The organism is Lonsdalea britannica (genome assembly GCF_003515985.1).
Classification (GTDB): Bacteria; Pseudomonadota; Gammaproteobacteria; order Enterobacterales; family Enterobacteriaceae; genus Lonsdalea; species Lonsdalea britannica.
Window position 1 is genome coordinate 1,712,938 of the sequence record NZ_CP023009.1, and the last position, 24,832, is coordinate 1,737,769.

Here is a 24,832-nt window from a genome sequence, read left to right on the forward strand (position 1 = left end):
ACAATAAGGATGGCTACGCCTCACATTAATGCTGAAATGGGTGATTTCGCGGACGTGGTACTGATGCCGGGCGACCCGCTGCGCGCAAAATATATTGCCGACACCTTTCTGGAAGACGCGGTAGAAGTGAATAACGTGCGCGGCATGTTGGGCTTCACTGGCACCTATAAAGGCCGCCGCATTTCGGTGATGGGACACGGCATGGGCATCCCATCCTGCTCTATCTACGCCAAAGAATTGATCACCGAGTTCGGCGTGGAAAAGATTATCCGTATCGGATCCTGCGGCGCGGTCAGCGAAAACGTGAAGGTTCGCGATGTCGTTATCGGCATGGGCGCCTGCACCGATTCCAAAGTGAACCGTATGCGTTTCAAGGATCACGACTTTGCGGCGATTGCCGACTACGATCTGCTGCGTCATGCGGTAGATGCGGCCAACTCGCGCGGCGTTAAAGTGCGCGTGGGTAACCTGTTCTCCGCCGATCTGTTCTACACGCCGGACCCGCAGATGTTCGACGTCATGGAGAAATACGGCGTACTGGGCGTGGAAATGGAAGCGGCGGGCATCTACGGCGTAGCGGCTGAATTCGGCGCTAAAGCACTGGCGATTTGCACCGTGTCAGACCATATCCGCACTCAGGAAGTCACCACGGCGGAAGAGCGTCAGACGACCTTCAACGAGATGATCGAAATCGCGCTCGAATCCGTTCTGCTGGGCGACAAAGACTAATCCTGTTTGTCATGAGCGCGGTCCGGTTTTCGCCGGATCGCACTTCCCACAGGCGCTCCGCTTCGGCGGGGCGCCTGTGTTTTATGCAGCACCTCCTGCCCGATCCCTCTTCTTTACTCCGCTTTTGACATGGCTATCGCGTGCCGGATTTGCGGCTCGCCAGCGAGATGCCCGCCAGAATAGTCGCGATCCCCGCCAGATGATAAAAATGGATTTTCTCGCCCAGAAACAGCACCGATAAGGCCACGCCGAACACGGGAATCAGATGGATGGTCAGCCCGGCTCGCGCCGCGCCGATCAGCGCGACGCCGCGGCCAAACAGCAGGTAGGCGATAAAAGACGGGAAGATCCCCAGATAAAGGACCGCCGACAAGGTGGTGTGATTCCAAACCGCGCTCGCGCCGCTGCGACTTTCCCACAGCCATAGGGGAAAGATGGCTATCAGCGAGATAATCACCTGCACGCCCAGCAGCCCCAGACGGCTAACCTCGGGCGGAATTTTTTTCAGCCACAGCGTATAGAGCGAGAAGCTGGCCATTGCGCCCAGCAGCATCAGGTCACCGGATGAAAAGGATAGCGACAGCAACCCCGCCAGATCCCCGTGAAAAATAATGGCCAGCACGCCGCAGAATGAAATCAGCAGACCCGCCGCCTGAGAGATCCTCAGCGGCTGGCCGTAAAACAGACCGGCGAACAGCATGATCAACACCGGAATACAGGAGTTAAGCAGCAGCGCATTGGTGCCGGAAGTATGATGCAGTCCGATGTAGGTCAGCAGACTAAAGGCAACGATCCCGCAGAGGGAAATGGCGACGATACGCAGGGGAAAGGCCCGATAGCGCGCGGCATCGCGGCGGATGTATTTCAAGGCAAAGGGCAGGATACAGATCAGTGCGATCAGCCAGCGCGCCAGCGTCAGCGTGACCGGGGGGACCTCGTCGCGTACTGCACGTCCGATGATGAAGTTGCCGGCCCACAGCAGCGGCGGGAGGGTCAGGATAAAAAAAACGATCAGCCGCGATGGTTGATCGACCGCAGACGGGGACTGAGACATAGCTTCATTTCCTGGAGAAAAGCTGCCGGGCGCGCGCTGACGGCAAGTGTGCATGAATGCTGGGGCCGGAACGCGAAATAGGCGATCTGTCCCTGCGAAGCCTGATGATTGACTACCGATTATGAAAGCCTGCGCGCGGAAAATCTATCGCGAGGTGTGAGGGGGCTGTCTGGTTGACGCGTTGAGGTTGAATAAGGCGAGGCTGACGGCCGGATAGCCTGCACAACGGCTATCCGGCTTCGCCAGTTTATGGCTGAGGCGCTGGTTGAAGATGGATCTGGGTTTCAAACAGCGGATTCAGCACCGACTGATGCGTGACGGAGAGCACGATGGTGCCCGGTAAATGTCGGCGCAGCCGTTTCATGACCTCTATCGCCGTCTGCTCGTCCAACTGGCTGGTCGCCTCATCCAGACACAGCAGCGTCGGCTTCATCAGGATCGCCCGGATGAGGGAAAGCCGCTGTTGCTCGCCGCCGGACAGCCTTTGCGCCCACGGCTCATCGGCGTCCAGTTGTGTACTCAAATGCCCCAGTTGCATATCGTCCAGCGCCTCCAGCAATACGTCATCACTGAATGTTTGCGTTTGCGGATAGGACAACGCCTGACGCAGCGTTCCCTGCGGCAGATAAGGTTTTTGCGGCAAAAACAGGACGGGGCCCGCCGGCAGATACCAGCGGCCGGTCGTATAAGGCCACAGCCCCGCCAGCGCCCGCAACAGGGTGGTTTTGCCGATCCCGCTGGCGCCTTGCAGGCTACACCACTCGCCCGGTTTCACCTTCGCGGAGCAGGGGACGAGCAGCGCCCGCCCCTGTGGCCGCAGCACGGTCAACTGGTGAATTTGCAGCGCTTCTCCCTGAGGCGTACGCGTCGTCGTCGTCGGCAACGCCTCTAACCGCTGTTGCAGCTGCCAGAGACGTTCGATCGTGGCGGACCAGCGCGCCAACTGGCGATAACTGTCGACGAACCAGCCGAAGGCATCCAGCACGTAGCCGAAGGCGGTTCTGGCCTGCATGATGGCGCCCAGTGACACTTTATGGGCGAGATACAGCGGCAGCACCGCGAAAACCGGCAAGATTAGGCTGAAACGAAAATAGCTGACGGTGAAGATTTCCAACCGAAATTCCTGTCCCATCAGGCGGTAGCCGGTGGCGAGCACGGCACGGAAACGGTCGCGCAGCCGCCGGTTTTCGATTTCGTCGCCTTGATAAAAGGCAATTTGTTCGCTGTGGCTGTTGACCCGGATCAGGCTGGCACGATAGTCCGCCTCGACTTTCTGCATCTGATGGTTGGTGCGATGCAGGGGAAAGCCCAGTCCGTGAGTCAGTATGCTGCCGACCAGCGCGTAGATCAGCGCGATCCAGACCAGATAACCGTGGATCGTGAAGCTATGACCGCTGAGCGTGAATGTCTGTACGCCGGAGATGCTCCACAGAATGGCGATAAAGGACAGCAGGCCGACGACGTTTTTCAGCAGCGACAGCAGCAGTTCCAGACTTTGCTCGCACAGCAGTCGGATATCCTCGGCAATACGTTGGTCCGGGTTATCCGGCGTCCCCGAGGGGTCCTGTTGCAGTCGATAATGCGCATGATCCTGTAGCCACTGTGTTTCATAGTGCTGGGTCATCATGTCGCGCCAGCGCAATATCAGCGCTTTCTTGAGCCAGTTGCCGCTGATAATCACCAGGACGAACAGCGCGGTGTAGCCCAGATAGCGCCAGATCAGATCGGCGACCGAGGCGTGCTGGAAGAAATCCGCCAGCGCATCGTAAAAGTCTTTGCTCCAGTTGTTGTAGAGGACGCTGATGCCGACGACGGACAGCGTCAGCGTAATCACGACCAGCAACAGCAGCCACAGCACTATTGCCTGCGCCGATAACCACAGCGGCGCGACCAGTTGATAAAAACGTTTAAGCGTCTGCATGGCGTAACACGTTAAAAGAGTGAGTCATCAACGTCATCAGAAGTCCCACTTCGCCGTCAGCATGAAGTTACGCGGATCGCCGTAGTAGTTGTAGCCGCCGCGATGACGGTTGTTGAGCGTCCGATAGTAATCTTTGTCCGTCAGGTTGTTGCCCACCAGATTAAAGCTCAGGTGCTTGTTGTACTTGTAGCTGACGTTGGCATTGAACAGCGTATAGCCGCCTTGGTGTACCAGATAACGCGTATTTGTGTCTGACTGGGTGGTCATCCCTGCGCCGATGGTCCACTTGTTCAGGCTGCCCGGCAGCGTGTAGCTGCTGTACAGTTTGAACATATGCTGCGGCGTATAGGTGCTGTAGTTCGTGCCTTCCGTGCCCTCGGCCGCTTTCAGGTATTTGGTGTTGGTCAGGGTGTAGCCGGTGAACACCTGCCAGCCGTCCGCCAACTTGCCGGACACTTCCATCTCTATGCCCTGACTACGGACCTTGCCGTTGGCCACGGAACAGCTGTCGCCTTCCTCATCGCAAGACGGGTCATCCATCGCCCGGTTGGACTGAATGATCCGGAACAGCGCCAGCGACGCATTCAAATCGCCGTCGAAAAATTCGCCTTTGATCCCCGTCTCATAGTTTGTGCCGGTGATGGCAGGCAGGATGTTGTGGTTGCGGTCTTTTTCGCTCTGAGGCTGATAGATATCGGCGTAGCTCAGATACCACGTATAGTCGGGAGCGAAGTTCCACAGCAGACCGCCGTAGGGCGTGAACTGATCGCGCACATGCAGGCGACCGTTGCTGGACGGGTAGTAGTAGTCGTAGTTATAGCTGCTGTAACGTCCGCCAAGGATCAGCTTCCAGTCGTCAGCCAGCTCCAGACGGGTGGTGGCGAACAGGGCGCGGCGATAAAGATTGTATTTATAGCGTGAGGTGTAGTCCGGCCAGTTCGGTTCATCCAGCGCATCCGGCTGCCAGGCGTAAATGTTGACGGTGGGATTGCGTGGGGTGATGGAGCCGAACCGGTTGTCGAAGTTTTCTTTCTGGTAATCCCCGCCGATCAGCAGCTCATGGTTGCGCCCAAAGAGTTCGAACGGGCCGCTGAGGCTCAGGTTGTATCCCCACTGATTGCTGCGGTTGTGTCGCTGTATGGCATTATTCAGCGCGCCAGTGCCGCTGCTGTCCACGCCCTTGGTGCCGTTGCCGAATATGCCGACGAACTTCCCTTCCGCATCGGAGTGGGTGTAGTTCAGCGCGCTTTTCAACGACCAGTCGTTCTCGAAGTGATGTTCGAGTTCAGCGAAAGTATTCAGCTTTTCAAATGTAATCCGATTCCAGCTGGCGCCGAGGAAGGTTGAGCGCGGCAGGCCAAGACTGCTGTAGTTGGTCGCCATCGGCAGACCGTATAGATCGGGCACCGTATGGGTTTTCTGCCAGTTAATACCGGTCGTCAACGTGGTATCGGGAGTGAGATCCCACGCCAGCGTGCCGTAGAGCACCCGGCGTTCGCTATCGACATAGTCCACCGAGCTCTGTTTATCCTGAAAAACGCCGACGAAGCGGCCGCGTACGGACGCATCGTCATTCAAGGGGCCGGAGACATCGACCTCATTGCGGTAGTTGTCCCAGGAGCCTGCGCCCGCGCTGACGTAGCCCTGAAAATTATAAGTGGGTTTTTTACGCACCAGATTGACGGTGCCGCCCGGCTCTCCGCTGCCCTGCGTCAGGCCAGAGGCACCGCGCAAGACTTCCACGTGGTCATAGATCGCCAGATCGGGCGACTCGCTGGAGGCTTCGGCGGCGCCCATATCCGCGATACTGTTCTGGAAAGAGGAGCTCACGCCATCCTCCTTCACGTTATCCATGCTGAAGCCGCGCGACTGGAATTTCACCTGATAAGAGCTTTGATTGACCACGTTAACGCCGGTGGTCTGACTCATCGCGTCATCCAGCGACGTCATATTTTGTTCGTTCATTCGCTGGCGGGTGACCACGCTGACTGATTGCGGCGTCTCTCTGGGGGACAGCGCCAGCCCTGTCGCCGCACTCATACTGCGCGTGGTATAGGAACCGGTGCCTTCCGTCATACCCTGATGGTTCACCTGCGCGACCACCACCAATTCGTCCTCTGTCGGCGTTTTTTGCAGCAGGAAGCTGCCGTCCGCCTGTTTCACCGCCTGCAAACCGTGGCTTTGCAGTAGCGTCGTCAGACCGTTCTCCACACCGTAATCGCCGTTCAGCGCTTTGCCGTTCAGGCCATTGGTCAGCGATGAATTAGCCGCGAGATCGATGCCGGACTGGCGCGCGAATTGATTAAGCTGTTCGCTTAGCGCCCCCGCGGCAATGGAGTAGTGCTGCACGGCGGCGTTGTCCGCCGCGCTGGCAGGCGCAGCATGAAGAACGACAGCCGGTGAGCCCAGTACAAAAAGACGGGCGGCCAGAGCCAACGGCCGGAGAGCGCGAGGTGGTGCGGTGAATAACATAGGAATAGCCTTTAATACCCAGAGTCAAAAGAAATAAAGCCTGTTTTTATACTGAATCGAACGAACGGTTAAAAAGGGAACCAAGACGGTAGAAATCGTTAAACTTTTTTTTCTACCGTCACCCACCAGGAAAAGCGTCGATTAATGCGGATCGGCAGCGCCCTGGACATCATCTCCAGCGCCCTGTCGGTGTTGTCCAGCGGGAAGGTTCCCATCAGCCGCAGAGCGGCGATATCCGGCGCGCAGGACAGATAGCCGCGCCTGTAGCGCGACAGTCGGGCGATCACCTCGCCCAACGGGGTGTCGTCGGCGCTCAATTTCCCCTTGCGCCAGTCGGCGTCGAGGCTGTCCAAACGATCGAGCGTTCCCTGACCGTCGGCGGTAAAACGCCATTGCTGACCGGCGGTGATGCGTCGCATGCCGCCCTCCTGTCGGGGCGTGACGGCGACGATACCGTCGTACACGTTGAGCTGCGTGCTCTCGTCCTGCTGGCTGACGCTGAAGCGCGTGCCGAGCGCCTGCATTCTGCCTTGGTCGCTGACCACGATAAACGGCCGTTGTTGGTCAGGCGCGGTGGCGATAAAAATCTGGCCGGAGCGCAGAATCAACTGCCGCTCTGTGGTCGTATAGCGGATATCCATCGCGCTGGCGGTGTCCAGCCAGATGCGCGACCCATCGCTCAGCGTCACCTGCTTGATCTCGCCGGTCACGGTGCGATTGTCGGCGGCCATCGCCAGCAGCGACCCGCGCAGCGGGGTGTAGCGGTAGCCCATCCAGGACAGCAGCGCGCCCGACGTCAGCAGTGCCGTCAGCTTCAACGCCCGACGGCGGCTGACGCGCGGCGAGCGCAGAAGCGCATCCGTACTTGGCTGATGCAGCTCGCCCCGCAGCGGTTGAAAGCGCTGGCTAATCGTCTGCACGTAGATCCACGCCTCACGATGTTCGGCGCTTTCATCCAGCCAACGTTGCCAGCGGTGGCGCAGCTCACTGTGCTCATCCTCTTCCTCCAGCAATTGCGCATACCAGTCCGCCGCCTCTTGCAGAGACTCAAAACCGGGCTTGGGCGGTGGGGAAGGGGGAAACGGCATAAGGGTATCGACCTGATTGAATTAGCGGGACCGGGTCGGCGGTTCGGCGTCGGATTCTGTTTCGAGAAGAATGCAGTGCAGCATGGCCTGCGTCATATACTTTTTCACCATACGTTCAGACACGTTGAGCACCGAAGCGATCTGCGCATAGGTCATCCCCTGAATTTGCGACATCACAAACGCCGAGCGCGTTTTTTCCGGGAGATGTCGCAGCATGCCGTCCACTTGAAACAACGTTTCCAGCACGATGGAGCTCTGTTCGGCCGACAGGGAGGCATCCGCCGCATGGTGTTGTAGCGACTCCAGCCAGGCCTGTTCCAGCGCCTTGCGTCGCCAAAGATCGACGCACATTCCCTGCGCCATAACGCTGAGATAAGCGCGGGTGCCGTGGTGGCTGTCGAACTCGCGAGGTTTCATCAGTAACTGTAGAAAAACGTCCTGCGCCAGATCGGATGCGTCGCACCGGTTTCCCAGGCGTTTACGCAGCAAGCTCTGCAACCAGCCGTGGTGCTGCTGGTAGAGCTGACAAAAATCAGGCGTGGTCGGTACGTTAACCGCAGACATAATGAATATCGAGTTCCTTCAGTCCCTGAATATAAAAAAAGAGGTCGGCATTCTAATTGAGAATAATTTCCATTTCAATTTTTATGCCAAGATTGGAAGCATTCGCTACTCGCCCGCCAGTAAGTGTCTGACAGGGATTATCCCAGGGGCAAAGCCATAATGATGGCGTCTTCGCGACCTTCTGTCGTGGGATAGTAATTCCGCCTGATGGAAACCTCATTAAAACCCAAAAACTGATACAACGCGATAGCCTGTTGATTTGACGCGCGGACTTCGAGCCACAGCGTCAGAATGCCGCGCTGTTCCAGCTCGGCGATCAGATGTTCCATGAGCGCCCGGCCGTAACCTTTACGCTGATGTTCGGGATGGACCGCAATATTGAACAACGTGGCTTCATCCAGCACGATCTGCGTGATCGCGAAGGCGACCATCTGCGCGTCGTTGCTGAGTTTGACGTTGAAGTAGCGTTCGCCTTGATTGCTGAGAAAGGTTTTTTCCGTCCACGGAAAGGCGTGGCTTAGGCGCTCAATCTGAAAGGCTGTCGTCAGATCGGCGGAGGTCAGGGTAGAGATCGTGTTCATAGTGACAAATTTGCCGCCACAGCGCGCGCTTGGCGTCCGGGTTATGGTCAAGCTCGGACAACGCCGGGCTGGTAAGCTGCACGCCTTGCGGCGGCTGCATGGGAGTTGCGCCCAGCCACCAGGCCGGGCAATCGCGGGTGTCCGGCAACATTTCCACCTGCTGCGGCAGCAGGCTGTAGATCTGTTCGGGGGTCAATTGCAGACTTCTGAGCACATCCTGCAATAGCGGATCATCGATTGCAGGGAGCGGATCGGCGACGATCAGCAGGCGCACTGTCGACGGCAGGCTGATGGCGATTTCGCCCTTCAGCGCGGCGGGGCGGCGCAATGTCCACTGCGTAATGCCCAATTGCTGTAGCAGCCTGTCCCGATGTGATGTCATGCCTTACCTTGTCCGGAGCGCGAGTATGCGCCGCTATGCTAGCAAACCCATCGAACATGCGGCAACAAACCTCTATAATCGTCGCTCAGTTAATTGAGGAGTTTGAAGCCTGATGTCCGCATTTACCCCCGCCAGTGAAGTGATACTGCGTCACAGCGATGATTTTTCCACCCGCCGCGTGCTGTTTGCCGGTGATTTGCAAGATACCTTGCCCGCCCAGTTTGAGGCGGAAGACGTCCGCGTGCACACGATGCAGTACCACCACTGGCAGCAGCTAAACCGGACAATGGGCGATGCGGCACATTTCGCCCTGCTGGCCGATGCTGACATGGTAGCGGGCTGCGACACCCTGATTTATTACTGGCCGAAAAGCAAGCAGGAAGCCCAGTTCCAGCTGACCAACCTGCTGTCGTTGTTGCCCGTCGGCTGCGATATTTTCGTGGTGGGCGAGAACCGCAGCGGCGTACGCAGCGCGGAAACGCTGCTGGCGGACCTGACGGCGCTGACCAAAATCGACAGTGCGCGTCGTTGTGGTTTGTACCACGGCCGTCTGGAACAGACGCCGGCCTTTGATCTGGCGCGCTGGTGGCATGAATATGATGTCGACGGCGTACCGGTATGTACGTTGCCGGGCGTGTTTAGCCGCGATGGGTTGGATAACGGCAGCCAGCTGCTGCTTGGCACGCTGGAACCGCATTCGAAAGGTAAAGTGCTGGATATCGCCTGCGGCGCGGGTGTTTTGGCCGTGGCGTTTGCCCAGCGCGCGCCGAAAATCCGTCTGACGTTAAGTGATGTGAACGCGGCGGCGCTGGAAGCGAGCCGGGCGACGCTGGCGCGTAACGAGCTGGAAGGCGCCGTCATCGCCAGCAACGTCTACTCGGATGTCGCCGGTCGTTTCGACATGATCATTTCCAACCCGCCATTCCACGACGGGATGCAAACCAGCCTGCATGCGGCGGAAGCGCTCATCCGCGGCGCGGCGGCGCACCTGAACATCGGCGGCAAGTTGCGTATCGTCGCCAACGCCTTCCTGCCTTATCCTGCGCTGTTGGATGAAACGTTCGGCAGCCACGAAGTGCTGGCGCAGAACGGCCGTTTCCGGGTGTATCAATCGGTTATGGGACGCGGCGCCAAATCCAAATCGCGCACTTAAATCGGCATGCTCCCCCTGCGGCGGAAAGTCGCGGGGGTTCCACGTGCAGAGAGTCAGTCGTTATTAATGGTGTTCATGCCCTCTGCGCCATAGCGCTCGCCCGCGGCGGCCTGTAGCGGAAACAGGGTGTCGATGGCGGCCAGTTCCGCGGCGGTCAATGTCACATCCAACGCGCCGACGTTCTCCTCCAGATAGCGGCGTCGTTTGGTGCCGGGGATCGGTACGATATGTTCCCCTTGCGCCAGCACCCAGGCCAGCGCCAGCTGCGCGGGCGTCACGCCTTTTTCCTTCGCCAATGTCTCCACATGTTCAACCAGACGCAGGTTTCGGGTGAAGTTATCGCTATGAAAGCGCGGGTTTTTGAGACGAAAATCGTCGTCAGCCAGCGTGTTCAAATCACGGATAGCGCCGGTCAGGAAACCGCGCCCCAACGGGCTATAGGGAACAAAACCGACGCCTAGCGTGCGGCAGGTCGGCAGAATGTCCGTTTCCACATCCCGAGTCCATAATGAATATTCGCTTTGCAGCGCGGTGATGGGATGAACGCGATGCGCACGCTCCAGCGTGGCGGCGGAAGCTTCGCTCAATCCGATGAAACGAATCTTGCCCTCTTTCACCAGGTCGGCCATCGCGCCGACGGTGTCTTCGATCGGCACTGTGGGATCGACCCGGTGTTGATAGTAAAGATCGATTGTCTCCACCCCAAGTCGCTTCAGACTGCCTTCCACCGACTGACGTACATACTCCGGTTTGCCGCAGATCCCGCGTTCGTCCAAGTTGACGGCATCGCGCACGATCCCGAACTTGGTCGCCAGAAAGACGCGGTCGCGTTTGCCCTTAATCGCTTTTCCCACTAGTTGCTCATTGGTATAGGGCCCGTACATGTCGGCGGTATCCAGCAGCGTGATGCCCAATTCCAGCGAGCGGTGCAGGGTGGCAAGGGATTCGTCGGCATCCTGATGGGTGGAATAAAAATCGCTCATGCCCATACAACCCAGTCCCAGTGCGGAAACTTGCGGCCCTGTAGGCCCTAATGTTCTCTGTTGCATGCTGATGTCCTCGATAGAAAATAAGAATGCCAGTGTGGTTGTTTGCGAAATGGAGATAAATCACGCATTTCGTGCAACACTGTTTGTAAATAACAAACAATCCTGTGGACGTTGCTCATGGATCAGATACAGGCGATGCGCGTGTTCGTCCGCATCGTGGAAACGGAAAACTTCAGCCGCACGGCCGAGAGTCTGGGGCTTCCACGAGCGACGGTAAGCCAGACGCTTAAACGACTGGAGCTGCGGCTGGGCGTCCGGTTGGCGGAGCGGACAACGCGTCAGGTTCGCATTACGGATGAAGGGCAGCTTTATTATCAACGCTGCACGCAGCTGTTATCGGCTTTCGATGAAAGCGATGCCCTGTTCACCCAGCAGCGGAAGCAGCCTAGCGGGCAGGTGCGCATTGATATGCCGCACTCGATGGCCCGCGAACTGGTTATTCCTGCGCTTCCGGCGTTTTATCGCCAGTATCCGGGCATCCGGCTGGTGCTGAGCGCCAACGACGCGGCGATTAATATCCAGCGCGAGGGCGTGGATTGCGTCGTGCGGGCATGGCAGCTTGAGGATGATTCGCTCTCCGCCCGTCAACTGCCGTCGCTGCCGCAGCTCTCCTGCGCCTCCGTGGATTACTGTGCTGCGCACGGCATTCCGTCCTCGCTGGCCGAGCTGGCCGGTCATCGGATGGTGGGCTATTTTTCTTTGCGTAATCTGCATCGTTATCCCCTCGAGTTTGTTCAGGAAGGGCAGTTGCTCACGCAGAGTTTGCCCACATGGGTGGACGTCAGCGGGGTAGATGCGTATATCGCCGCCGCACAGGCCGGCCTGGGGATTATTCAAGGGCCGCGCAGGAGTCTCAGACCCCTTATCGAACGGGGAGAACTGGTCGAGATTCTGCCGGACCTACCGCCTCCGCCCATGCCGCTTTACATCATGTTCCCGGCCGGACGTTTTCTGGCCCCGCGGATTCAGGTGGTGGTGGACTGGTTGCAGGCATGTATCGCGCCTGCTCCGGTTGATTGACCGCCGCTTTTTGCAGCAAACCCTCGCACAGAGGGGAAATAATCATTGACCTTGGCCGTAAAATCTCTAGAATTCGCCCCCGTGGTGACATTGCGTGACGTTATGTCCCTGGTTTGCGAAGGTGGCGGAATTGGTAGACGCGCTAGCTTCAGGTGTTAGTGCCTTAACGGGCGTGAGGGTTCAAGTCCCTCTCTTCGCACCACCTCACCACACTGATTTGTATTGCACAGTACCTGCGAAGGTGGCGGAATTGGTAGACGCGCTAGCTTCAGGTGTTAGTGTCTTAACGGACGTGAGGGTTCAAGTCCCTCTCTTCGCACCAAGCTGGTGATACAGATCGCGCAGTACTTAATACGTAGAAAATCTCATGTGCGAAGGTGGCGGAATTGGTAGACGCGCTAGCTTCAGGTGTTAGTGTCTTAACGGACGTGAGGGTTCAAGTCCCTCTCTTCGCACCACGTATTATTCCCCGGTTTTATCCTCACGATTATCTCCCCAAGACTCTTTTTCTTATTTCAATTTGCCTCATTGTTTTATCGCTAAATGCCGCGCAGCGTCACGGATAACGTCGTCAGTCCGCCCACCAGCGCAATGCAAGACGGCAGCAGCAAATAGTGGCGCAATCGTTCATGAAACAGCATCCCTAACGTCGCCAGCATCGCCAGGGTGACGATGTATTTCAGTGAGTGCAGGTCGATGCCGGGCAGCAGCAGCAAAGGCATCAGCGTGACGGGAACCAGAATCCCCCAGGCGCTGGAAAGCGGTTTACCGAAGTACCAGGTGACTCCCCATAGCCCGCAGGCGGCAATCAACGCGGTCAACATAGTCTTTCACCATGACGATAATGATAATTACTATCATATAGAAAACCTTCCTGAATACAACTTGTGCCGGGCAGGGTTATCCACCCGCCGTTCACTCCCTCATCCCTGCACTGGCATCAGAGGATTGTGAAGCGTAACTGCGCTTCAAAAAGAAACAGAATTATGTGAAAACCGCAAACTTTACGGGTTGAATGTGTAAATAATAATGGTAATAATTATTATTACTCTTAACTGTTTTTTTGCGCTTTCCGAACGATAGGTTTCCGCCTGATGTGATGCGCTTTGCGTGATATGCGCACAGTGACTGAAAAGGGAAGCCCACTGTCCAGGCGCTTATTCAGGAACCTATCGCATGTCATCCCTTCCTTTATTACGTTATTACAGCGTGCTTGTTGCGCTGACAGCGCCTGCCTTCGTGCTGGCGGCTGAAGACGTCATCGAAGTTTCAGCTCAGCCCGAGGAGTCCGCGCTATCCCCGACCGCGGGCTATACCGCTACGACGTCACAAGGCGCGACTAAAACCGATAAGCCGTTGGTGGTGACCCCCCAGTCGGTTTCCGTGGTGACTCGCCAGCAAATGCGCGATCAGAACGTGATGACGGTGAATGAGGCGCTGAACTATACGCCGGGCGTCTTCACCAATTTTTCCGGTGGGGCGACGCGATTTGATACGGTTTCATTACGTGGATTCCACGGCGCTGATGTGAACAACACCTTCCTTGACGGCTTGCGCGTGCTCAGCGACAGCGGCAGTCATAACAGCCTGCAAATCGACCCTTGGTTCCTGGAGCGTATTGACGTCATTAAAGGCCCTTCGTCCTCTCTGTACGGACAAAGCGTGCCGGGCGGTCTGGTGATGATGACCTCCAAACGGCCGCAGTTTATCCCGGAAGGGCACTTCCGCTTCAGCGCCGGCACCCATAACGATCGGGGCGCGGCGTTCGACTACACGCAGGGCATCAATGACAACTGGGCGTTTCGTGTGACGGGGCTGACCCACAGCAGCGACACCATGTATGACGGCCCGCGCGAGGAGCGCTATGCGATTGCGCCTTCTCTCCTGTGGCAGCCGGATGAAGACACCACGTTGTTGCTGAAAGCGTATCTGCAGAAGGATCCGGCGGGGGGCTATCACGGCTCCGTGCCCGCGGCGGGCAGCGTCTACGCCTATCAGGGGCCCAAACTCGCGCGCGGCCTGTTTGACGGAGAGAAAAGTCTGGATGACTACAAGCGTAATCAGCAGATGTATGGGTATGAATTCTCTCACCGGTTCAACGATACCTGGGCGTTCAGGCAAAACGCCAGTTACGTCCACTCCAACGTCAATATTCAGCAAATTTATCAGTACGGCTGGAGCAGCGTAGAGACGGACAAACTGTCGCGTTATTACACCGCAGAGTCCTCTTCGCTGGATGCGTATGCCGTCGATAATCAGCTGACGGCGGATTTCGATACCGGCGACGTCAAACACAAAACCCTCTTCGGCGTGGATTTCCAGTACTTCACCAACAACCTGTGGGACGCATCGGGTACGGCTACGTTGCTGGACCCATTTACCGGCCAGTCGGGCGGGGATGCAGTCACCGATTTTTATCGTTTTGACTCACAGCGGCGCTACAAGCAGACCGGCGTTTATGTGCAGGACGATATGCAGTGGCGGCGTTGGTATCTGACGCTGTCTGGCCGTTATGACGCGATCACATTCGACAATAAAAACCTGACCACGGATAGCCGCGGCCAACGCGATGATGAACGCTTCAGCGGGCGGGCCGCGCTGCTGTATGCCTTTGAAAACGGTATTTCGCCTTATGTCAGCTACAGTCAGGCGGTCACGCCCGCGCTGTACGCGGACTCGCAGGGAAACCCGCTCAAGCCGATGAGCAGCGAACAGGTTGAAGGCGGGATCAAATACCAGCCGCGTGGCACCAAGGCGTTATATACCGCGGCGGTGTACGATTTGACGCAAAACGACGTCGCTACCCGCAACATCGTGGGTAACTACTACGAGCCGGTCGGCAAGGTGCAGTCCCAGGGGCTGGAGCTGGAAGCCAGAACGCCGATCACCGAACGGCTGAGCGTCATCGCGGGTTACACCTACAGCAAGGTGAAATATAAAGAGACCGTGGAGGGCAACGACGGCAACACGCCGGTGTTGGCGCCGAAGCAGATGGCCTCGCTGTGGACGCAGTATGACGCGGGCGCAGGCATCAATCTGGGCGTTGGCATCCGCCACATCGGCAAGCAGTGGGCCGATGATGCCAATACGCTGCAACTGCCTTCCGTGACGCTGTTGGACGCCTCTGTCCGGGTCGACCTAGGGAGCTGGAACCCTTCGCTCAAAGGGGCTTACGCACAGGTCAACGTCAACAACCTGACGGACAGGACGTACATCGCGTCCTGCTATGAATTGAGAACCTGTTACTGGGGCGCTGAGCGTTCCGTCATCGCGACCGTCGGCTACGATTTCTGACGGTTTGACGCGCAAAAACGGGCGAGCCTGAATGTCAGGCTCGCCGTGGTCTCGCTTGCAGTGTGTCAGCGGCGGGTCGAGCTTACTTTTCCTGTTCGTGCTCGTGCAGCAGTTGCACCATATTATGCAGGGTGGCTGATGTATCGTGCTTGCGCCAGATAACCGCAATCTGCGTATTGAGATGGGGCGTATCGATTTTGTGATAGGTCACGTTGCCAGCCTGAATGCAGGACAGAGACTCCGGAATGAACGTGATGCCGAAGCCGGAAGCGACCATGCTGATCGTCGCCGTGATATGCGGCGCCAGCGGGTTGATTTTAGGCTGATAGCCCGCCAGATAGCAGGCGCGAATGATCATGTCGTGCAGGCTGGGACAGAGTTCGCGCGGGAAAATAATCAGCGGCTCTGACGCCATCTGGCTGAGATGCACTTCCTGCTGATCGCTGAGCGGATGGTTGTCCGGCAACACCAGCCGCATATCCTCTTCTACCAGAATTTCACCGTCGAACTCGTCGCCGATGTCGCAGGGCAGGCGCACGAAGGCGATGTCCGTGCTGCGGTTACGCAGGCTCTCCAGAATCTCATTGATGTGCTCTTCCTGCGGCTGCATCTGCACGTTGGGGAAGCGCTGACGGTAAAGCCGCAGCATTTTCAGCACTAATGGATGGAAGGTGACTGCGCAAGAAAACCCCACATTAATCGCGCCGCTCTCTCCGCGAGCGATACACCGCACCCGATCCATCGCGGCGTCGGTCAGTTCGAGTATCTGCTTGGCGTCCTGGTAAAAGGCTTCTCCCGCTTCGGTCATCTCCACGCCGCGCGTCATTCGCTTCAGCAAAGGCGTCCCGATTTCACGTTCAAGCTTTTGTATTTGTTGACTAAGCGGAGGTTGCGATATCCCTAATGATTCAGCTGCGCGGGTAAAGTGTCGCGTTGAGGCGACGGCGACGAAATAGCGCAGATAACGTAACTCCATATATTTTAGATCTCCAAATAGTCACGTTTTTATATTGGAACTTTGAATCTCACGAGAGCAATATTCAAGGGAAACATTAATTAAATTTATGTCGTACCTCGTCGGAAGAGAAGGGATATGAAAGATTCCAACTGCGTTGACCCCTGTATGGCAGAGCTTGCCAACTTCGTCCATCAGCACCAAAAACACCACCCAGAGTGTCAGATCTATCAAACCTCATTGATGAGCGGCTTGATAAATGGCGTGTACGAAGGCAGTACAACCATGGCGGATCTGCTAGAACATGGTGATTTCGGATTAGGCACCTTTAACGATCTTGACGGAGAGTTGGTGGCGATGGAAAGCCGTATTTTCCAGCTGCGCTCCGATGGCAGCGCACGCGCCGCCAAACCCGATCAGAAAACCCCTTTTGCCGTAATGACCTTCTTCCGTCCGACTGAAAAGATACAGTTTGACCGTGCGATCAGTCGTGAGGATCTTCATCAGCGTATTGATGATTTTGTTGCAACAGACAATCTTTTTTGTGCTTTACGAATCGATGGCTGCTTTAGCTACGTCGAAACTCGTACGGTACCTCGCCAGGAACGACCTTATAAACCGATGCTGGAAGCTATCGCCCAGCAACCGACTTTCCGTTTCGACAACTGCAAGGGCAACGTTATCGGTTTTCGTAGCCCTGCTTATGTTCAGGGGATCAATGTCGCCGGCTATCACGAGCATTTTATCACTGATAGCCGACAAGGCGGCGGACATATCCTGGATTACCGCCTGGAGAACGGCGTGTTGCAATTTGGCACCATTGCCAAATTAGTCATCGACCTGCCTCTGGATCAGGATTTTCTGCGAGCCAACTTGTCCCCTGACGATCTCGATAGCGTCATCCACTCCGTGGAAAGCTAAAGTTCATCAAGGTACTGAAAAGAAAGCACAAAAATGCATAGGAAAAATGTTATGGAAAATAAGGATGGTCAACAGCACTGGGCTTGCGGTGCGGATCTGATCGTTAAACATCTGGAGCAGGAAGGGGTCAAATACGTCTTCGGTATTCCTGGCGCGAAAGTTGACCGCGTTTTTGATTCTCTTGTTGACTCAACGATCCAGACCATCCCCGTACGTCATGAAGCCAACGGGGCGTTCATGGCATCGGCGATCGGCCGTCTAACGGGGAAAGCGGGCGTTACCATGGTGACTTCCGGTCCGGGCTGTTCCAACCTGGTAACAGGTCTGGCGACGGCGACCTCGGAAGGCGACCCGATTGTTGCGCTGGGTGGAGCGGTGAAACGCGCCGACCGACTGAAGCTGACGCACCAGAGCCTGGATACCGTTAGCCTGTTCAAACCGGTCACGAAATTCAGCGCGGAAATTCCTGTTTCCTCGGCGATTTCTGAAGTGCTGGCCAACGCCTTCCGCGCCGCCGAGTTCGGTCGCCCGGGCGCTTCATTCATCAGCCTGCCGGAAGATATTGTCAACGATCCGGTCACAAGCCCTGTGCTGGCCGCGACAAACCTGCCGACGCTGAACAGTGCGCCTCTGTCGGACGTTAAACGCGTTGCGCAGATGATCGAAAAAGCGAAAAACCCGATTCTGCTGCTGGGCCTGATGGCCAGCCAGCCGAAAAACGCGGATGCGCTGCGTCGCCTGCTACACCGCAGCCAGCTGCCGGTCACCAGCACCTATCAGGCGGCCGGTGTGATCGATCAGCAGCACTTCGACCATTTCGCTGGTCGTGTCGGCCTGTTCAATAACCAGGCGGGCGACAAACTGCTTCAGCAGGCTGACCTGATCATCACCGTCGGCTACAGTCCGGTGGAATATGCGCCGGCCCTGTGGAACACCGGTAATGCGACGCTGGTACACATCGATGTGCTGCCGTCCGAACTGGAATGCGACTACCGTCCGGATCTGGAGCTGGTTGGGGATATCTGCATCACCATCGATATGCTTAATGAACAGCTGAATTCGCCGATTCGCCTGTCTTCCGATTCCATCGGTATTTTGGAAGAACGTCGCGAATTGCGTCATCAGCTGGCGACGCATGCCATCAACATGAACGGCTTCGCTATCCATCCGCTGCGTCTGGTTCGTGCGATGCAGGATCTGGTCAATAAAGACGTCACGCTGTGTGTTGATATGGGGAGCTTCCATATCTGGCTGGCGCGTTACCTCTACAGCTTCCGCGCACGTCAGGTGCTGATGACCAACGGTCAGCAGACCATGGGTGTGGCGCTGCCGTGGGCGATTGCGGCTGCGTTGGTGAATCCGAGCCAGAAAGTGCTGTCGGTATCCGGCGACGGCGGCTTCATGCAGTCCAGCATGGAACTGGAAACGGCGGTTCGTCTGAACTGTAATGTCCTGCATATCATCTGGGTGGATAACGCCTACAACATGGTTGAGATTCAGGAACAGAAGAAATACAACCGCGGATCTTGCGTCAAGTTCGGACCGATTGATTTCAAAGTCTATGCGGAAGCGTTCGGTGCGAAAGGCTTTGCGGTTGAGTCGGCTGAAGAACTGATTCCAAAACTGCATCAGGCAATGGATGTCGACGGACCGGCGGTGATCGCCATTCCGGTGGATTACTCCGACAACCACTATCTGATGGAAAACGTCAACATCGCGCATCTGATCTAAGCCAGACGCGTTCGATGCGGGCGGCACATCACGGTCATGACAGACCGGCGGTGTGCCGCCTTTTTCTTTGCCTGCTCATTCGCATCTCACCCCTTTCTTCAACATTGCTCTCGGCCTAACCCTTACTGGATGGCAACCTAGCGTGACGGGGATCGCAACCTGGTCGCTTTCGTCTATAAGGTCTGCGGACCTCCTTTCTGAACGGTCTTCTCCTTGCCTGAAATAATCTAATTTTACGTACTTTTTCGCATTACATTATCTAATGCATTTGTCGTATGTCGATTTTTAATAAATAGGGGGTGTCAGGCGATATTTATTATATTAAAGACGAAATGTGAATATAGTCATTGGTATATGCTGATTATTTTGTTTTTAGTAGCGTAAAAAGTGGGTGTGGCGATAACATAATGACGCTTTTCCTACTCTATATTATATAGATTTACTTATGGTAAGGCGTGTGGTGATGAACCCACATCGGTGGTAAGTTCAAAGACAGAGATAACGTTTGCGTTGGACGCATCCGCTGTAACCAAGCACGGTTAACGTAGAGGGAAAAGATGGCTAAGCAAACCCCGCTGTATGAACAACATGTGGCCGACGGCGCCAAAATGGTGGATTTTCATGGCTGGATGATGCCGCTGCACTACGGCTCCCAGATCGAAGAACATCACGTGGTTCGCAAGAGCGCCGGAATGTTCGATGTATCGCACATGACTATCGTTGATTTGCATGGCGCTCGCGTTAGCGAGTTTTTACGCCATCTGCTGGCGAACGACGTCGCCCGGCTGACGCAGTCCGGTAAAGCGCTCTACACCGCCATGCTGACCCCCTCTGCCGGCGTGATAGATGATTTGATCGTCTACTTTCTACAGGAAGACTTTTTCCGGATGGTTGTGAATTCCGCCACGCGAGAAAAAGATCTGGCGTGGATCGAAGAGCAGGCCAAACCGTTCATGGTGCAGATTCAGGAGCGTGACGATCTGTCGCTCATCGCGATTCAGGGACCGCTGGCCCAGGAAAAAGTACAGCGGTTGCTGACGCCGCAACAGCGCGAAGACACGGCGGGGATGAAGCCGTTTTTCGGCGTGCAGAGCGGCGACTGGTTTATCGCCACCACCGGGTATACCGGCGAGTCCGGCTACGAAATCGCGCTGCCGAAAGCGCAGACGGTCGGCCTATGGCAACAGTTGCTGGCCGAAGGGGTCAAGCCTGCGGGGCTTGGCGCGCGCGATACGCTGCGTCTGGAGTCCGGTATGAATTTGTACGGGCAGGATATGGATGAAAGCGTTTCACCCCTGGCGGCGAACATGGGCTGGACGATCGCCTGGGAGCCGGAAGATCGTCAGTTTATTGGTCGCGAAGCGCTGGAGCGCCAGCGTGCCAAAGGCACCGATCGGTTGGTTGGGCTGGTGATGACCGAGAAAGGCGTATTGCGCAACGGTCTGCCGGTGCATTTCACTGATGCCAGCGGTGCGGTTCGCGAAGGCGTGATCACCAGCGGATCGTTCTCGCCCTCCTTAGGCGTCAGCATCGCTCTGGCTCGCGTCCCGGAGGGTATCGGCGAACAGGCGGTGGTGCGCATACGTCAGCGCGAAGTCCCCGTCCGAGTAACGAAACCCAATTTTGTCCGTGCAGGAAAAGCCCTGATTGAGATTTAACCGTTTTGTCTAAAAGGAGAAGGTGGCAATGAGCAATGTACCTGCGGAATTAAAATATACCTCGTCCCATGAGTGGGTCGCGGCGGACGAAGACGGCACCTATCGTGTCGGGATCACCGAGCATGCGCAGGCGCTGCTGGGCGATATGGTGTTTATCGACTTGCCCGAGGTGGGCGGTCAGTTCAACGCCGGGGACGACTGCGCCGTGGCGGAGTCGGTCAAGGCCGCGTCAGATGTCTACACTCCGCTGAGCGGCGAAGTGCTGGAGGTCAACGGCGAGCTGGAAGGCGCGCCGGAACTGGTTAACAGCGATCCTTACGGCAGCGGCTGGCTATTTCGCATTAAGCCTGCCGACGGCGCGGAGTGGGACAACCTATTGGATGCTGCCGCTTACCAGACGCTTCTGGATGAGGAGGACGACGCGCACTAGCGTCGTTCGCGCCCGGCAGGGCGATCTTTCGGGGCGCCGTTAACGGCGCGTGCTGGATGTGGTTTGATGCAGGAATGTCGTAATGACCCAGACTCTTAGTCAACTTGAACACCATAGCGCTTTTGTTGAACGCCATATCGGATCCACCGCCGAGCAGCAACAGGCTATGTTGGCGGCGGTCGGCGCAGAATCGCTGGATAGGCTGATTCAGCAGATCGTCCCGCCGGATATCCAATTACCCAGCCCTCCCGACGTCGGGGATGCCGTCACGGAACATCAGGCACTGGCGGAACTGAAGGCGATCGCCAGCCGTAATCAGATCTACAAAAGTTATATCGGCATGGGTTACTACGGCGTGCAGATGCCGCCGGTGATCCTGCGTAACGTGCTGGAAAATCCGGGGTGGTACACCGCTTACACGCCTTATCAGCCCGAGGTGTCTCAGGGACGGCTCGAAGCGCTGCTGAATTTTCAACAGGTGACGCAGGACCTGACCGGCCTGCCGGTGGCATCCGCGTCGCTGCTGGACGAAGCCACTGCGGCGGCGGAAGCGATGGCGATGGCCAAACGCGTCAGCAAGCTCAAGCAGGCCAACCGCTTCTTTGTAGCAGAAGACGTACATCCGCAAACGTTGGATGTTGTCCGGACGCGCGCAGCGACCTTCGGCTTCGATATCGTGACCGGAGATCCGCAGGCGGCGCTGAAGGATGACGGCGTCTTCGGCGTGCTGGTGCAGCAGCTGGGTACGACCGGCGAACTGCACGACTATCGAGCCTTGCTGGCCGAGCTGCATGAACGCAAGGTCATTACCTGCGTTGCGGCGGATCTGCTCGCGTTGGTATTGCTCGATGCTCCCGGCGCTCAAGGGGCGGACATCGTCTTTGGCTCCGCGCAGCGTTTCGGTGTGCCGATGGGATACGGCGGCCCGCATGCGGCGTTCTTCGCCAGTCGGGAAGCGTACAAGCGCGCGACGCCGGGCCGCATTATCGGTGTCTCCCGCGATGCTGCGGGCAACACTGCGCTGCGAATGGCGATGCAGACTCGCGAACAGCATATTCGCCGTGAAAAGGCCAACTCCAACCTCTGTACCTCCCAGGTACTGTTAGCGAATTTGGCGGGGATGTATGCGGTATACCACGGACCGGAAGGACTTAAGCGCATCGCCTGCCGTATCCACCGCCTGACCGATATTTTAGCCGCCGGGCTGCAACAGCGCGGCGTGACGCTACGGCATACCCGCTGGTTCGACACGCTGACCGTCTCGGTTAGCGACAAGGCGGCCACGTTGAGTCGGGCGCTCAGTTTCGGCGTCAACCTGCGTAGCGATCTGGAAGGAGCCGTGGGGATCTCGCTGGATGAAACCACGACCCGCGACGATGTGCTGGCGTTGTTCTCGATCCTGCTGGGAGACGACCACGGTCTGGATATCGATGCGCTGGATCACGACGTTAGCGCGGATTCAGACTCGTTGCCCACTGCGCTACGGCGGACGGACAACATCCTGACGCACCCGGTGTTTAATCGCTATCACAGCGAAACCGAGATGATGCGCTACCTGCACCGTCTGGAGAACAAGGATCTCGCGCTCAATCAGGCGATGATCCCGCTGGGATCCTGCACCATGAAACTCAACGCGGCGGCGGAAATGCTGCCTATCACCTGGCCCGAATTCGCCGAGCTGCACCCGTTCTGTCCGCCGGCGCAGGCGCAGGGCTACCGCCAGATGATCTCAATGCTCAGCGAGTGGCTGGTTCTGCTGACCGGCTACGATGCCGTCTGTATGCAGCCGAACTCCGGCGCACAGGGCGAATATGCCGGCCTGCTGACCATCCGTCGATATCATGAAAGCCGCAACGAGTCTCAGCGGCGGATCTGCCTGATCCCGAGCTCCGCGCATGGCACCAACCCGGCTTCCGCGCACATGGCGGGGATGGAGGTGGTCGTGGTGGCCTGCGACAAGCAGGGTAATATCGACCTGCACGATCTGCGGGAGAAAGCGGCGCAGGCCGGGGATCTGCTGGCCTGCATCATGGTGACTTATCCGTCGACTCACGGCGTCTACGAAGAGACGATCCGCGAAGTGTGCCAGATTGTGCATCAGTACGGTGGTCAGGTGTACCTCGACGGGGCCAACATGAACGCGCAGGTGGGCATTACCTCTCCCGGTTTTATCGGCGCGGACGTTTCGCATCTTAACCTGCATAAAACCTTCTGTATCCCTCACGGCGGCGGTGGGCCGGGGATGGGGCCGATAGGCGTGAAAGCGCATTTGGCGCCGTTTGTGCCGGGGCATCAGGTCGTGAAGATCGACGACGTGCTGACTGAGCAGGGCGCCGTTTCCGCCGCACCGTTCGGCAGCGCCTCGATTCTGCCGATCAGCTGGATGTACATCCGCATGATGGGCGCAGAAGGGCTGAAGCAGGCCAGTCAAAACGCCATTCTTAACGCCAACTACGTGGCGGCGCGCCTACAGTCGGCGTTCCCGGTGCTTTACAGCGGCCTCGGCGGCCGGGTTGCGCATGAGTGCATTCTGGACATCCGTCCCCTGAAGGAAGCCAGCGGGATCAGCGAGCTGGATATCGCCAAACGGCTGATCGACTACGGATTCCATGCGCCAACCATGTCGTTCCCGGTCGCGGGCACATTGATGATAGAACCGACGGAGTCGGAAAGTCAGGTAGAGCTGGACCGCTTTATTAACGCCATGCTGGCGATACGGGAAGAGATCGACCATGTGGCGCGGGGGGAGTGGCCGCTGGACGATAATCCTTTGGTCAATGCGCCGCATGTTCAAACCGAGCTGGTCGCCGAGTGGACTCACCCTTACGGGCGGGAGGTGGCGGTGTTCCCGGCCGGCGCCGCGAACAAGTTCTGGCCGACCGTGAAGCGCCTGGATGACGTGTACGGCGATCGCAACCTGTTCTGCTCCTGCGTTCCCGTCAGCGACTACGTCTGACGGCGTCTCGCCATGACTCAGGTGACGTTTTAGCAAGAAGCGCGGGGCTTGCTGCGAGGCAAGCCCCCGCGCTGTTTTAATCGGCGTAGCGCGATTAAAAGGTGTGGAGCAGCGCATGGCGGAACGACAGGATATGCGCCTCCATCGCGGCTTCCGCGGCGGCGGCGTCTTGCCGCATTAGCGCCTCGATGATGGCGCGATGTTCTTCAACCACCTCTTGCATATGCCTTTCTCGGGACAAGGTGCTGGCCCAAAAACGCTGCGCTCTGGCGTGCAAGACGCTGAGAATGTCCGTCAGGGTGCTGTTGCCCGCGATTTGCGCCAGCATCTGATGAAATTCGTGGTCCAGCGTCATCATTTTGATTCGGTCGCGAGCCTGACAGGCGGTCTCGATCTCCTGATTCAACTCGCTCAGCTCGGTCAGCTGCGCCGCTGTGGCGCGCTGGCAGGCGCGTCGTATACACAGGCTCTCGTTCGCGAGACGGACGTCGATCAGTTCCAGCGCATCGTTAATCGAAAGCGGCGAGACCATCACCCCCTTACGCGGGATGACCTGCAGCAATCCCTCGTTCGCCAGTCGATGAATGGCCTGATTGACGGGCGTTCTACCCATCTCAAGCGCATTCATCACCTGCGCCGTATTCACGTATTCGCCGGGCTTGTAGCTCAGTGTGACCAGCAACTGTTTGAATCGCCGATAGGCCAGCTCGTTCTGCGATAGTCCGGCTTCTTCCGCTGTCGGCAAGACCTGATGGGGTTCATCGACGTGCTTCACGTGTCGCTCCTGCAAAGAAAAGTCTTTCACCATAGTACACAAAACATGGCACGAAAATCGCTTATTCCTTAATTGAAAATCGTGTGAAATTTCACAGTG

The 24,832-nt window shown here is 57.3% G+C and carries 20 protein-coding genes and 3 tRNA genes; 12 read left to right on the forward strand and 11 right to left on the reverse strand.

Translation table 11 applies throughout. From position 1 onward, the window contains the following. Nucleotides 1–9: 9 nt before the first annotated feature. Nucleotides 10–729 (forward strand): purine-nucleoside phosphorylase, encoded by a 720-nt coding sequence (deoD, locus tag CKQ53_RS08085; RefSeq protein ID WP_085651619.1) that lies wholly within the window; start codon nucleotides 10–12, stop codon nucleotides 727–729. 133 nt (nucleotides 730–862) lie between these two features. Here deoD and CKQ53_RS08090 read toward each other — a convergent pair whose 3' ends face one another. From CKQ53_RS08090 to CKQ53_RS08120, 7 genes are all read right to left on the reverse strand, one after another. Continuing rightward, complete coding sequence (locus tag CKQ53_RS08090; protein WP_094118262.1) at nucleotides 863–1,783, reverse strand: DMT family transporter; 921 nt, start codon at nucleotides 1,781–1,783, stop codon at nucleotides 863–865. Nucleotides 1,784–2,030: 247 nt separating this feature from the next. Next, complete coding sequence (locus CKQ53_RS08095) at nucleotides 2,031–3,704, reverse strand: ABC transporter ATP-binding protein/permease (protein WP_118894853.1); 1,674 nt, start codon at nucleotides 3,702–3,704, stop codon at nucleotides 2,031–2,033. A gap of 36 nt (nucleotides 3,705–3,740) precedes the next feature. Next, complete coding sequence (locus CKQ53_RS08100) at nucleotides 3,741–6,176, reverse strand: TonB-dependent siderophore receptor (protein WP_094118263.1); 2,436 nt, start codon at nucleotides 6,174–6,176, stop codon at nucleotides 3,741–3,743. Nucleotides 6,177–6,274: 98 nt separating this feature from the next. Further along, nucleotides 6,275–7,264: a FecR domain-containing protein gene (locus CKQ53_RS08105; RefSeq protein WP_094118264.1), complete on the reverse strand. Its 990-nt coding sequence runs from the start codon at nucleotides 7,262–7,264 to the stop codon at nucleotides 6,275–6,277. A 21-nt stretch (nucleotides 7,265–7,285) separates the two neighbouring features. Next, a complete protein-coding gene (locus CKQ53_RS08110; protein ID WP_094118265.1) occupies nucleotides 7,286–7,828 on the reverse strand; it encodes a sigma-70 family RNA polymerase sigma factor in 543 nt (180 codons plus the stop codon). Between the two features lie 137 nt (nucleotides 7,829–7,965). Further along, nucleotides 7,966–8,409, reverse strand: a complete 444-nt coding sequence (gene rimI, locus CKQ53_RS08115) for a ribosomal protein S18-alanine N-acetyltransferase (protein ID WP_094118266.1) — start codon at nucleotides 8,407–8,409, stop codon at nucleotides 7,966–7,968. Beyond that, nucleotides 8,354–8,791 carry a DNA polymerase III subunit psi gene (locus tag CKQ53_RS08120; protein ID WP_085651626.1) on the reverse strand — a complete coding sequence of 146 codons (438 nt, stop codon included), beginning with the start codon at nucleotides 8,789–8,791 and terminating at the stop codon, nucleotides 8,354–8,356. Before CKQ53_RS08120 ends, rimI begins: the two co-directional genes overlap by 56 nt. A 112-nt stretch (nucleotides 8,792–8,903) precedes the next feature. On the opposite strand from CKQ53_RS08120, the gene rsmC reads away from it, so the two are divergent. Next, nucleotides 8,904–9,944, forward strand: a complete 1,041-nt coding sequence (gene rsmC / locus CKQ53_RS08125; protein WP_085651627.1) for a 16S rRNA (guanine(1207)-N(2))-methyltransferase RsmC — start codon at nucleotides 8,904–8,906, stop codon at nucleotides 9,942–9,944. 53 nt (nucleotides 9,945–9,997) lie between these two features. Here rsmC and CKQ53_RS08130 read toward each other — a convergent pair whose 3' ends face one another. Continuing rightward, nucleotides 9,998–10,993 carry an aldo/keto reductase gene (locus tag CKQ53_RS08130; protein WP_118894855.1) on the reverse strand — a complete coding sequence of 332 codons (996 nt, stop codon included), beginning with the start codon at nucleotides 10,991–10,993 and terminating at the stop codon, nucleotides 9,998–10,000. A 117-nt stretch (nucleotides 10,994–11,110) separates the two neighbouring features. On the opposite strand from CKQ53_RS08130, the gene CKQ53_RS08135 reads away from it, so the two are divergent. From CKQ53_RS08135 to CKQ53_RS08150, 4 genes are all read left to right on the forward strand, one after another. Then, a complete protein-coding gene (locus CKQ53_RS08135; protein ID WP_085651629.1) occupies nucleotides 11,111–12,013 on the forward strand; it encodes a LysR family transcriptional regulator in 903 nt (300 codons plus the stop codon). Nucleotides 12,014–12,128: 115 nt separating this feature from the next. Next, nucleotides 12,129–12,215, forward strand: a tRNA-Leu gene (locus CKQ53_RS08140). Nucleotides 12,216–12,248: 33 nt separating this feature from the next. Continuing rightward, a tRNA-Leu gene (locus CKQ53_RS08145) sits at nucleotides 12,249–12,335 on the forward strand. Between the two features lie 49 nt (nucleotides 12,336–12,384). Then, nucleotides 12,385–12,471, forward strand: a tRNA-Leu gene (locus CKQ53_RS08150). 81 nt (nucleotides 12,472–12,552) lie between these two features. Here CKQ53_RS08150 and CKQ53_RS08155 read toward each other — a convergent pair. Further along, nucleotides 12,553–12,837 (reverse strand): DUF1435 domain-containing protein, encoded by a 285-nt coding sequence (locus tag CKQ53_RS08155; protein WP_094118268.1) that lies wholly within the window; start codon nucleotides 12,835–12,837, stop codon nucleotides 12,553–12,555. A gap of 352 nt (nucleotides 12,838–13,189) precedes the next feature. On the opposite strand from CKQ53_RS08155, the gene CKQ53_RS08160 reads away from it, so the two are divergent. Next, the gene (locus CKQ53_RS08160) at nucleotides 13,190–15,307 is read left to right on the forward strand and encodes a TonB-dependent siderophore receptor (RefSeq protein ID WP_118894857.1); all 2,118 of its coding nucleotides are present in this window, start codon (nucleotides 13,190–13,192) and stop codon (nucleotides 15,305–15,307) included. Between the two features lie 82 nt (nucleotides 15,308–15,389). Here CKQ53_RS08160 and CKQ53_RS08165 read toward each other — a convergent pair whose 3' ends face one another. Beyond that, nucleotides 15,390–16,283, reverse strand: a complete 894-nt coding sequence (locus CKQ53_RS08165) for a LysR family transcriptional regulator (RefSeq protein WP_085652705.1) — start codon at nucleotides 16,281–16,283, stop codon at nucleotides 15,390–15,392. Between the two features lie 147 nt (nucleotides 16,284–16,430). Here CKQ53_RS08165 and budA point away from each other — a divergent pair, with 147 nt between their 5' ends. The 5 genes from budA (at nucleotide 16,431) to gcvP (ending at nucleotide 23,958) form a co-directional block, all read left to right on the forward strand. Then, nucleotides 16,431–17,183 (forward strand): acetolactate decarboxylase, encoded by a 753-nt coding sequence (gene budA, locus CKQ53_RS08170; protein WP_409359760.1) that lies wholly within the window; start codon nucleotides 16,431–16,433, stop codon nucleotides 17,181–17,183. A gap of 51 nt (nucleotides 17,184–17,234) precedes the next feature. Continuing rightward, nucleotides 17,235–18,914 (forward strand): acetolactate synthase AlsS, encoded by a 1,680-nt coding sequence (alsS, locus tag CKQ53_RS08175; protein ID WP_085652703.1) that lies wholly within the window; start codon nucleotides 17,235–17,237, stop codon nucleotides 18,912–18,914. Between the two features lie 557 nt (nucleotides 18,915–19,471). After that, the gene (gene gcvT / locus CKQ53_RS08180; protein WP_094118269.1) at nucleotides 19,472–20,572 is read left to right on the forward strand and encodes a glycine cleavage system aminomethyltransferase GcvT; all 1,101 of its coding nucleotides are present in this window, start codon (nucleotides 19,472–19,474) and stop codon (nucleotides 20,570–20,572) included. Nucleotides 20,573–20,600: 28 nt separating this feature from the next. Next, nucleotides 20,601–21,002, forward strand: coding sequence for a glycine cleavage system protein GcvH (gcvH, locus tag CKQ53_RS08185; protein ID WP_094118270.1), 402 nt, complete (start codon nucleotides 20,601–20,603; stop codon nucleotides 21,000–21,002). An 82-nt stretch (nucleotides 21,003–21,084) separates the two neighbouring features. After that, nucleotides 21,085–23,958 carry an aminomethyl-transferring glycine dehydrogenase gene (gene gcvP / locus CKQ53_RS08190; protein WP_094118271.1) on the forward strand — a complete coding sequence of 958 codons (2,874 nt, stop codon included), beginning with the start codon at nucleotides 21,085–21,087 and terminating at the stop codon, nucleotides 23,956–23,958. A 94-nt stretch (nucleotides 23,959–24,052) separates the two neighbouring features. Here gcvP and CKQ53_RS08195 read toward each other — a convergent pair whose 3' ends face one another. Further along, entirely contained in the window at nucleotides 24,053–24,766 is a 714-nt protein-coding gene (locus CKQ53_RS08195) for a GntR family transcriptional regulator (protein WP_094118272.1), read from the reverse strand. Nucleotides 24,767–24,832: the final 66 nt, after the last annotated feature.